The 9,067-nt window shown below is 46.7% G+C and carries 14 protein-coding genes; 4 read left to right on the top strand and 10 right to left on the bottom strand.

Annotated features, from left to right (window positions below; all coding sequences use genetic code 11):
* Nucleotides 1-8 precede the first annotated feature (8 nt).
* The 7 genes from GLW00_RS16190 to GLW00_RS16160 are packed head-to-tail and all read right to left on the bottom strand — an operon-like array spanning nucleotide 9 to nucleotide 2,773.
* Nucleotides 9-467, bottom strand: a complete 459-nt coding sequence (locus GLW00_RS16190; RefSeq protein WP_160915793.1) for an SRPBCC family protein — start codon at nucleotides 465-467, stop codon at nucleotides 9-11.
* Nucleotides 464-808 carry a MerR family transcriptional regulator gene (locus GLW00_RS16185; protein WP_160915792.1) on the bottom strand — a complete coding sequence of 115 codons (345 nt, stop codon included), beginning with the start codon at nucleotides 806-808 and terminating at the stop codon, nucleotides 464-466. Before GLW00_RS16185 ends, GLW00_RS16190 begins: the two co-directional genes overlap by 4 nt.
* A 48-nt stretch (nucleotides 809-856) precedes the next feature.
* Nucleotides 857-1,306, bottom strand: coding sequence for a GyrI-like domain-containing protein (locus tag GLW00_RS16180; RefSeq protein ID WP_160915790.1), 450 nt, complete (start codon nucleotides 1,304-1,306; stop codon nucleotides 857-859).
* Between the two features lie 57 nt (nucleotides 1,307-1,363).
* A complete protein-coding gene (locus tag GLW00_RS16175) occupies nucleotides 1,364-1,816 on the bottom strand; it encodes a GNAT family N-acetyltransferase (protein WP_160915789.1) in 453 nt (150 codons plus the stop codon).
* A gap of 13 nt (nucleotides 1,817-1,829) precedes the next feature.
* Nucleotides 1,830-2,129, bottom strand: coding sequence for a hypothetical protein (locus GLW00_RS16170; protein ID WP_160915788.1), 300 nt, complete (start codon nucleotides 2,127-2,129; stop codon nucleotides 1,830-1,832).
* 24 nt (nucleotides 2,130-2,153) lie between these two features.
* Nucleotides 2,154-2,333 (bottom strand): hypothetical protein, encoded by a 180-nt coding sequence (locus GLW00_RS16165; protein WP_160915787.1) that lies wholly within the window; start codon nucleotides 2,331-2,333, stop codon nucleotides 2,154-2,156.
* Nucleotides 2,334-2,347: 14 nt separating this feature from the next.
* Nucleotides 2,348-2,773 carry a DUF4871 domain-containing protein gene (locus tag GLW00_RS16160; protein ID WP_160915786.1) on the bottom strand — a complete coding sequence of 142 codons (426 nt, stop codon included), beginning with the start codon at nucleotides 2,771-2,773 and terminating at the stop codon, nucleotides 2,348-2,350.
* Nucleotides 2,774-3,051: 278 nt separating this feature from the next.
* On the opposite strand from GLW00_RS16160, the gene GLW00_RS16155 reads away from it, so the two are divergent.
* From GLW00_RS16155 to GLW00_RS16140, 4 genes are all read left to right on the top strand, one after another.
* Nucleotides 3,052-3,552, top strand: a complete 501-nt coding sequence (locus GLW00_RS16155; RefSeq protein ID WP_160915785.1) for a peroxiredoxin family protein — start codon at nucleotides 3,052-3,054, stop codon at nucleotides 3,550-3,552.
* Nucleotides 3,553-3,667: 115 nt separating this feature from the next.
* On the top strand, nucleotides 3,668-5,512 hold the full coding sequence (gene shc / locus GLW00_RS16150) for a squalene--hopene cyclase (protein WP_160915784.1): 1,845 nt from the start codon (nucleotides 3,668-3,670) through the stop codon (nucleotides 5,510-5,512).
* A gap of 217 nt (nucleotides 5,513-5,729) precedes the next feature.
* A complete protein-coding gene (locus GLW00_RS16145) occupies nucleotides 5,730-5,957 on the top strand; it encodes a YuzF family protein (protein WP_160915783.1) in 228 nt (75 codons plus the stop codon).
* Nucleotides 5,958-5,969: 12 nt separating this feature from the next.
* Nucleotides 5,970-6,860, top strand: a complete 891-nt coding sequence (locus GLW00_RS16140; RefSeq protein WP_160915782.1) for a manganese catalase family protein — start codon at nucleotides 5,970-5,972, stop codon at nucleotides 6,858-6,860.
* A 27-nt stretch (nucleotides 6,861-6,887) separates the two neighbouring features.
* Here GLW00_RS16140 and GLW00_RS16135 read toward each other — a convergent pair whose 3' ends face one another.
* Genes GLW00_RS16135 through GLW00_RS16125 form a run of 3 tightly spaced genes read right to left on the bottom strand, consistent with a single transcriptional unit; the run spans nucleotide 6,888 to nucleotide 8,514 of the window.
* Nucleotides 6,888-7,364, bottom strand: a complete 477-nt coding sequence (locus tag GLW00_RS16135; RefSeq protein ID WP_160915781.1) for a DMT family transporter — start codon at nucleotides 7,362-7,364, stop codon at nucleotides 6,888-6,890.
* An 11-nt stretch (nucleotides 7,365-7,375) separates the two neighbouring features.
* Entirely contained in the window at nucleotides 7,376-8,071 is a 696-nt protein-coding gene (locus tag GLW00_RS16130; protein ID WP_160915780.1) for a Crp/Fnr family transcriptional regulator, read from the bottom strand.
* A 17-nt stretch (nucleotides 8,072-8,088) separates the two neighbouring features.
* The gene (locus GLW00_RS16125) at nucleotides 8,089-8,514 is read right to left on the bottom strand and encodes a DMT family transporter (RefSeq protein ID WP_089652086.1); all 426 of its coding nucleotides are present in this window, start codon (nucleotides 8,512-8,514) and stop codon (nucleotides 8,089-8,091) included.
* Nucleotides 8,515-9,067 lie beyond the last annotated feature (553 nt).

Here is a 9,067-nt window from a genome sequence, read left to right as displayed (position 1 = left end):
ACGGGCTCTTATACATTCGAGTGCGTGGCTTCTTTTTCAACACGATCCAAAAATTCTTCGACCACACGATCATTCCCTTTTTTGTTCGCGAGTTTCATCATCGCTTTTCCGACGAAATTCACTCCTCTGTTTTGTCCAGCGTAAGTCAATCGTGTATGTTCCTCATCCACTTTCTCTAAAAGGAAGGACGCCGTCACTTCAAACGCTTTCCCGATGACGAACGCGATTTTTTTGTGCTTGCGTTCAGGGGATTCTTCATAGGCAAGCGTCTCAACCGTATAGGTTTCCAGACGCTTCCCTTCCCTGTACGTCTGTCTGTGTTTGGCTCCTACTTCCGTTTCGTTTTTTTCTATCAGTTCATGCTCTTCAACTTTAGGCATGATCCGCTTGATGTTGACGTCTCTGAAAAGCTCCCACACTTCATCGATGGGTGCGGCAATCACTCTATCGTTTTCCCATTGAATCATTCGTCTTCCTCCCTGCCAGATTCTAAAAAGGCATCAATGTCAGCAAGTCTACTCTGAAGATCGTGAATCTCCCTATGGATCTTGCTGCGTTTTTCCAGTAGCAGTTGTTCGAGTTGCAAAAAGGATTCATCATCCATCACTTTTTTCATTTCCTGAATAGTGAACCCAAGCGCCCGCAGCTTCCCGAGCATGAGCGCCAAAAAATAACTGCCATCATCATAATACCGGTAATGGTTATCCGGATGAATGTACGCAGGCTCAAGCAGACCGACCTCTGCATAGTAACGGAGCGTTTCTTTACTGAGTCCGGTCAGTTGTGAAAATTCGCTGATTTTATACACCGTGCTTCCTCCCACTTTCTATAGTAAACCGTGGGGTGCACCACAGAGTCAAGTCCTTACCGTTTCCCATAGTTCCATGTGAAGGTTTTCCTTATCCTGCCATGAATGATAGACTTCCACGTGCCAGGCCGTCAATTCCCGGGGATACCCCTTCCATTCCATCCAGTGGTGCAGGGATTCATAAGCTTCTCGGATTCGATCGTTTGAACCTTCATATGTAGTGATCGCATACGTTTGCTTTTCTATGAGCAATGACTCCATATCATCCGGAACGGCCGTTTCAGGACTCTGAGGGACGCCGATCCAATACCCGTCATTCTCTTCCTTACACTCTCCGGGGATAAATGCTCCTATTTGAACGTCTGCTTCCGGGAAACGGTGGTGAAGTTTTTCTGCTGCTTTCGGAATTTCCATAATATAATCTTCGCCATCACAGACCACCCTGTATCCTATGATCGCAATTGCTTCTTTCTCTTCGACCTTCGTGTTCCTATTCATACCTTGACCTCCATTCCTATTCCAGTTTGGGGGTAGAGGAAACGACCGCTTCCCCCCTCACCTGCCACGGTCATCCGGAACGGCCTTCTTGTAAACATAACTGACCCGTTCGTAGTCCACTTTCCCTTCATAAAATCGGTGGGCCCTGAGCCTACTGACACCAGTAGAAAGGGCAACACTCTCCCTACCATGTTCCTTTGCCCAGTTTTCCACGAAAGTCAGCAGCTCTTCGCCGTATCCTTGTGAACGGTGGGTGGAAGATGTGACTAAATCACAAACCCATACAAAGCGACCGTAATACAGAGTCGTCATCTCTTTGAACCCCGTAAGAGCAACGATTTCTTCATCTGCATATAAAGCGAAAAGGTGATAGCGGTCCACCTCCATCGCCTCTTGCACCAATTCGATATACTGCTCTTCACTTACATGCGATCTCAATTCCTTCATGACGGGATAAGCCGCTTTAATCTCTTCTGTGGACTTCAACTCGATAACTTCCTTACGTTTCATGTCTTTTCCCTCCTCAATAATTGAACATAGCCATTACCCATGGAGATGCGATCAGAACCATCGACCCAACAATAATAATTCTAGTCAAACTTAAGGGGAGCTTCTTTCTCCCTTTGCCCTTATACCACCCGGAAAACTGCCAGCGATTTCTATAAAACACAAATAGAATTCCGTACACTCCGAGGGCGCCAAGCCATTGATACTCTCTGGATAAAGGATGGACGTTATAGAAAGGAGCGAGCACAACCCAAACCAGCGCCCCTCCGAAAATAAATAGAAAAACGATGCGCAATAACTCTAACAAGACTCTCATATTATGAATACCTTTCTATCAAACTTACAGACTCATACCGATGTAGATCACCATCGCCGCTACAAAAAAACTGGTAAGAAATAAACCTCTCTGCAAGCGCGTCCAGTTCTTCATCCAGCCCCACCGCTTCCGATCGCGATCGAACCAAAAGTAATCAAGAGCAACAGCGATTGCGATCATAATCATGACTCCAACCGTTTCCACATGGACCCCTCCTTTTATTCCTTCACATTCACAAGGATCGTCCCAAACGCTTCACCATCGAGACTCGTTTCCAGTCTCCAATCACCACTTTCAGGCAAGGACATGTTCGACGGAAGAGACGCATCAGCGCCATTTACCGGCCCCGCGACTTCTGAAGTTTCCAGAACGGTGACTGTTTCACCAGTTTCCATATGTGTGCCTGTTACTTTGAAGGGGCCGTCCAGTTCTTCTCCACTTCCCCAAAAATGCCACATGTACTTTTGCACCTCACCTTCGATCCATGGGGCATCAATGAAAGCGACTTTACCCGGGATTCCTCTCATCGTGTAGGAGCCGGCTTCAAACTCCTCGGTTTTTATGGTAACCGATGACTCTTCATTTCCTGCTTGCTGACATCCCGCACAAAGGATGAACAAAATGATCCAAACGATCTTTTTCATCAAACAACCTCCTTTCCATCTTCCCCCATCATATCAAAAAATGGGTATTATTTCCTTTTTCAAGAATGAAGAAAAAGTATTTCGCCACAGCTTCTATAACTCTATTGGACTCACTACTATAATGATTTCAATACCAACGGTGTAATTCCTTTAAAAAGACAGCGACTTGCAGAAATGGACACTCTCTTATCATTTAATGTCGAAAAAAATAATTACATTCCGCCGGATAAGGGTATGGGGATGTATGAAGGATAAAAATGAAAAGGGAGTGTCATTCCATGAGCTTTAAATTATATCAACATGCCCCGGACTTCAAACTGTCTTCTGTCCAGGGAGAAGAGTTCCATTTTTCCGAGGATCTAAAAGAAAACCATCATTGGTACTTATTCGTGTACTTCCGCGGTTCATGGTGCCCTGTCTGCATGAGCGAGCTGGACGAATTCCAGAACACGTTGAGTTACTTCGAAGAACATGACATCAAATTCGCCGCGATTACTCACGAAAGCAAAGATAGTCTGGAAAAAATGGTAAGTGAACATGACTTCACCTTCCCTATTCTGATGGATGAGAATTTAGAATTTCTATCCAACTACCATGTGCATTATCATGATGAGCATGCGCCTTATGAAGACCATGGGACCCATGGGGAACCAGCTTATTTCCTGACAGATGAGCAGGGACGTGTCCTTTATCAACAAAGACAGACAAGTCCATTCGGCCGTCCGCATCCAGATGAAATCAGAAAGATCATCAAATATATCCGCGAGAATTTGAAATAATGACAAACGAGCTTCTGAACAGGAAGCTCGTTTTTTTATGGAAAAAACAGTCCCTTCTGAATCCGGCATCTTTTTCATATAAATCAGAAGGATGGAATCAAAGAGGGTGAACAATATGAACGATCGGATCAAGGATGCAATCAAACAACTGGAGGCTGAAATCCAAGGCCGCCAGAAGGATGACGGATGTTTTCATTTTTGTTTTGAAAACAGTCTGATGACCGATGCCAATATGATTCTTCTGCTTCAAACGTTCTCGAAAGAAAAGGAGCTCACTAAACAGTTGTGTGAGCGGCTCTCTTCCCTTCAGAACGAAGAGGGATACTGGAAGCTTTATGAAGACGATGAAGGCAACCTGTCTGCAACCATCGAAGCGGTTTTCGCTCTTCTCTATGCCGGATACTATTCAAATGGTGACCTCGCGATTAGGAAAGCCAAGGCTTTTATCCGGAAGCATGGAGGGTTGAACCGCGCTCATTCTATGACCAAAATCACATTGGCTATTCATGGGCAGTACCCATGGCCGAGTCTATTCCACTTGCCGGTTCACATCATTTTGCTTCCGCCATCTTCTCCTGTATCTTTTTATGATTTCAGTAGTTACGCACGTGTGCACATGGCACCTGTTCTGCTCTTATCCGATCAACCGTTTGTTTTGAAAAATAAACAAATTCCCGATATGAGTGACTGCTTTTTCAGAGAGGAGGAAGACTTGCTTCCAGAGGCAAGCCGGTCCTTGTTAACGAGTGTGCAGAGTGCGGTTAAAACGTTAACCGGACTTCCTCATCGACTCTATCTGCTCTCAAGGCAGCGCCTTCTTACCTACATGCTGCAGCGCATCGAGTCAGACGGAACACTCTATAGTTATTTCTCTTCCACTTTTTATATGATCTATGCTCTGGTGAGTTGCGGGTATCAAAAACATGACCCCCTCATCAAAAAAGCCATCCAGGGCCTCATGCAGCATGCCTGCCTGACAGAACGCGGCGTCCATATCCAAAATTCGCCTTCTGATATATGGGATACGGCGCTGATCAGTCATGCCCTTCAGGCGCATCCGGCATCAGGTATCCCTTTACACAAATCCGAACAGTTTCTTTTAAAACATCAACAAACCAAATTCGGAGACTGGATGGTAGCTGTCAACCATACCGAACCAGGGGGATGGGGTTTTTCCAAAAGCAATACCATCCATCCGGATGTCGATGACTCCACAGCTGCTTTGCGGGCGCTTCGTAAAGATGATCCCTCTTTCCAGAGCCATTACACGAGAGGCTTAAAGTGGGTTCTCGCGATGCAAAATGATGACGGTGGCTGGCCGGCTTTCGAGATAGGCAAGACCAATCCTCTCATGAAGTTCGTTCCAATAGACGGGGCCGAGTCGGCAAGCATCGACCCTTCCACAGCGGACTTGACGGGTCGGACACTCGAGTTCCTTGGAAGTAACGCTCGTTTCCCTCTCACCGATCCCCGCATTCAAAAAGCGGTGAACTGGCTGCGCTCCCATCAAGAAGGGGATGGATCCTGGTATGGCCGCTGGGGTATCACCTACCTATATGGAAGCTGGGCCGCCATTACTGGAATGCGGGCCGTAGGAGTAGGCAAGGATGATCCTTCCATCAGAAGAGGCGTGCAGTTTTTGGAGGCCGTTCAAAATGAAGACGGCGGTTGGGGAGAATCGTGTAAAAGTGACCAAGAAAAGACCTACATTCCTTTAGGGGATAGTACTCTTCCGCAAACTTCCTGGGCTCTGGATGCTTTGATGGCTGTGCACGAAAGACGGACACCGGTCATTGAAAAAGGAATCTCTTGTGTGCTTCGAAAACTGGAGGAGAAGGACTGGACATATGAATACCCGACGGGGGCAGGTCTCCCCGGAAACTTTTACATCTACTATCACAGCTACAACTACATTTGGCCGCTCCTAGTGCTAAAGAAATACTTATCACTCAGCACGTAGAAAATAAGTAAGTTAGCGCCAGGTACTAATATAATGGATGAAGTCGCCAATAAAACTTCGAAACCTGCTAATAAAATCCGAAATCCAGCTCATATTCAATAAAACACAGGGGCGAATACACAAACCTTCGCCTCTTTTCCCAGCGAATGGATGCCTAAATGAGAGGTTTGTACATATACATCTTTAAATGAGACTACCTGTGAAGGGAGCTGAAAAAATGAATTCTCAAAACGTGTCTATGAATTCCGCCATCGATCCATACGTGTACCAGACACTCTTGTCTATCCAGGGATCACCTGTCGTCGTCCAGACGACGCAAGGATCTGTACGAGGCGGGTTGAAGACGGTCATGCCGGATCATATCGTCGTTGAGGTGAGCGGAACCCCATTTTTCGTTAGGACCCAGCAGATTGTCTGGGTGTTTCCTGATCAACGTTACAAATAAAAGGAGGATGTTATGTTTAAGCGACTCGACCGGATGCAGATTGCTCTGACCATTCCTGAACACGGCGACGCCAATGCGGCTGCAGCTGTGCAGGAACTTTTAGGCGGAAAGTTCGGCGAAATGTCCACATTGAATAACTACATGTTCCAGTCCTTCGCTTTTCGCCAAAAGAAAAAGCACCGTCCATTCTATGATCTCGTTGCAAGTATTACAGCGGAAGAATTCGGACATGTGGAACTCGTGAACAATTCGATCAACCTTCTTACTCGCGGAGTGACTTTTACCGGGGATCCCGATATCGCTCCCCTGCAAAATGGGTTGAACAAAAGAAATACCTATCAATTCATCGCTACCGCACAAACGGCCCTCCCAGGCGATTCGATGGGACGAGCCTGGACGGGGGACAACGTGTTTTCCAGTGGCAACCTGGTGCTCGACCTTTTGCACAACTTCTTTCTCGAACTCGGTGCACGGACCCATAAGATGCGTGTCTATGAAATGACCGACCACCCGACCGCCCGTGAAATGATCGGCTACTTACTTGTCCGCGGGGGTACGCATGCCCTTGCTTATGCAAAAGCTTTGGAGATCGCCACAGGTGTCGATGTGAAAAAAATGCTCCCTGTGCCTGACCTCGACAACTCGAAGTTCGATTATGCCCGCCCCTACCTTGATCAGGGACTGGATAATATTCTCTACACGTGGAGCGACTATGATTACGGAGAGATCAGGAAGATATGGAAAGGGACGAACCCTGAGAACGGACAGCCCCTTCAGGTCATCCAAGGTACGCCAAAAGGAGCACCGATTCCTGACCTCGATGACCTTCCTGAAGAATTCGCCCCTGGTATCGACCGGGATGATTATGAACGGATTGCCAAGAAACTGATGGAGAATATGTAAAAAAAGAGCGTGATCCTCTATAGGAGGTCACGCTCTCATTTGTTCTATTTCCTCTTGTTCTTCTTCCACAGGAGGTTTTTCCAATTTATATACCAGCACCCCGCCGATCAACAAAGCGATGCCTGCAAGCTTCGTCACAGAAAGAGGCGAAGCATCGAAGCCGAACCAGCCTCCCGTATTGATGACAAATGCGATGACGATTTGTGATATGAGGGCGATGGAAATCGCATAAGCCGGACCGATCAGTGTTACGCCGCGCATGAGACAGAACACGATTCCTACTCCGAAAACGCCACTGAACAGAAAGATTTTGTTCACATCACCGAAATCAAACAAGCTCCTCTCTTCCATGGCATAGAAGACGGGTAGAGAACAAACAAGCCCTAAACCAAGCACGAGCGATGTCGTCGCCCATGCTCCTGTTTTCTCACTGACACGTGCATTGAACACGTTCTGCATACTGATCAAAATTCCGGCTACGACTGAAAATACAACACCAAGCATTGGATCCCTCCTTACTCATAAATGTTTCCGTTCGCAAGCTCCCGGAGTTTTTCTAAATCTTTAATCTTAATTGAGCCCTTCGCTCGTTCAATAATCCCATCAGAACCCATTTTCTTCAGCACCCGGTTCAGATGGCGGTAACTCGTCCCCACCCATTCAGCGAGCTCTGTGAGATTCGCCGTCCGCATCTCCTGATGAAAAAGTGTCCCTTCCCCATCTGAAGAGATGGATAGGAAATAACTGGCCAGCCGCACTTCGACCGGATAGAGCATATGCAGGCTCGACGCCTGGGATTCGGAATAAAACTTGTGCGCCACCGTCTCCAGTAAAAAACGAATGAATGGCGGATGGTTCCTTTCGAGATCCTTCAAATCCTCAAAGGATGCAGCAAGCATCACACCGTCAGAAACCGCTTCAACAGAGTTGATCACAGAGTTCCCTTTGACATATTCGACATCCCCGATTACGCCGAGCGGTCGTTTGAAACGGTTGATCAAAGACTTCCCTTCCGGAGTAAGGGTGAAAATTTTGATCTTACCCTCCACGAGCAGGTACATGTCATGCAACGTTTCCCCAGGTGCGAAAAGAACGTCCCCTTTGGCGAAAGTGTACACGCTCATTTTCGGAACAAATTCTTCAGGAAAAATCCGTTCCAGCTCGTACCTCTCGATATAAGGATGCGGATTGAATTTTTTGTTTTCTTTCATAAGAAACGAGCTCCTTTTTACAGTTGGAAAAGGATGACACCCACGAGCATCATAGCGATTCCGATTCCCTGCCTTTTCGTCACAGGAATTTTGTTCTCACCGAACCAGCCTTTCGATTCGATGACAAAAGCTGTACCGATTTGTGCCACGAGTAAAATGGCGATGGCACTTGCCGGGCCGATCATTTTAATGGCCGTCAATTCTGCAAAAACGACGACAACCCCGAACGTCCCTCCAATCAAATAAAGGAAGGGCACTCGTTTAAAGCTTTTCCCTTTTCCGTCCCTGACATAAAAATAAACGAGAATGGATATCGTGAAAGCGACCAGATGGACCATCGAAGTGGTATGCCAGCCGCCTATGGAGTCACTCATCCTCGCGTTGAAGATGCCCTGCATCGTGATGCACAAGCCTCCGAGTAGTGAAAATAAAGCACCTTTCATCGTTCATCCTCCTGTTCTGAAATCCATTTAAAAGGATGACGGCAATTTCTGAAAGGACATATGTCCTAAAGACTTAAATTTATTTCATATTCATCAAAGTGGCAGGATAATGCATGACTCATTTTCGAGATGTTTGTTGAGTGGGTGGGGGCTGCGGGAAAAGGTTCGCTTTCCATGGGACGGGCGCTGAGCCTCCTCGGACTACGTCCTGTGGGGTCTCAGCTGTCCCGCATACCCCATAGGAGTCTCACCGTTTCCCTCCGCCCTTCACCACTGGAGGTTCTCGAAACCCCCTTCAAAGGAGCCTACCTTGTTCAACTGTACTCACATTTTCCATGCTTGATTGTAGCGATATCAGACATCCTCTCTCTGTTATTTGGCTATATCATTATGACAGCAAGAGTACTCACAGTAGCCCATCCAAATCAACAAAAACACCTATATCAAGTCCTCACATATTAGGAAAAACACCTTCCAATGCTGTGTTTATCTTATTCTCCATCCCCTTACAGCTTGCTGAACCCAAATGTGTTTCGAGCATCTCATTATCCAT

It is taken from the genome of Halobacillus litoralis (assembly GCF_009856445.1).
Classification (GTDB): Bacteria; Bacillota; Bacilli; order Bacillales; family Halobacillaceae; genus Halobacillus; species Halobacillus litoralis.
This window is presented reverse-complemented; position numbering and strand designations above follow the sequence as displayed.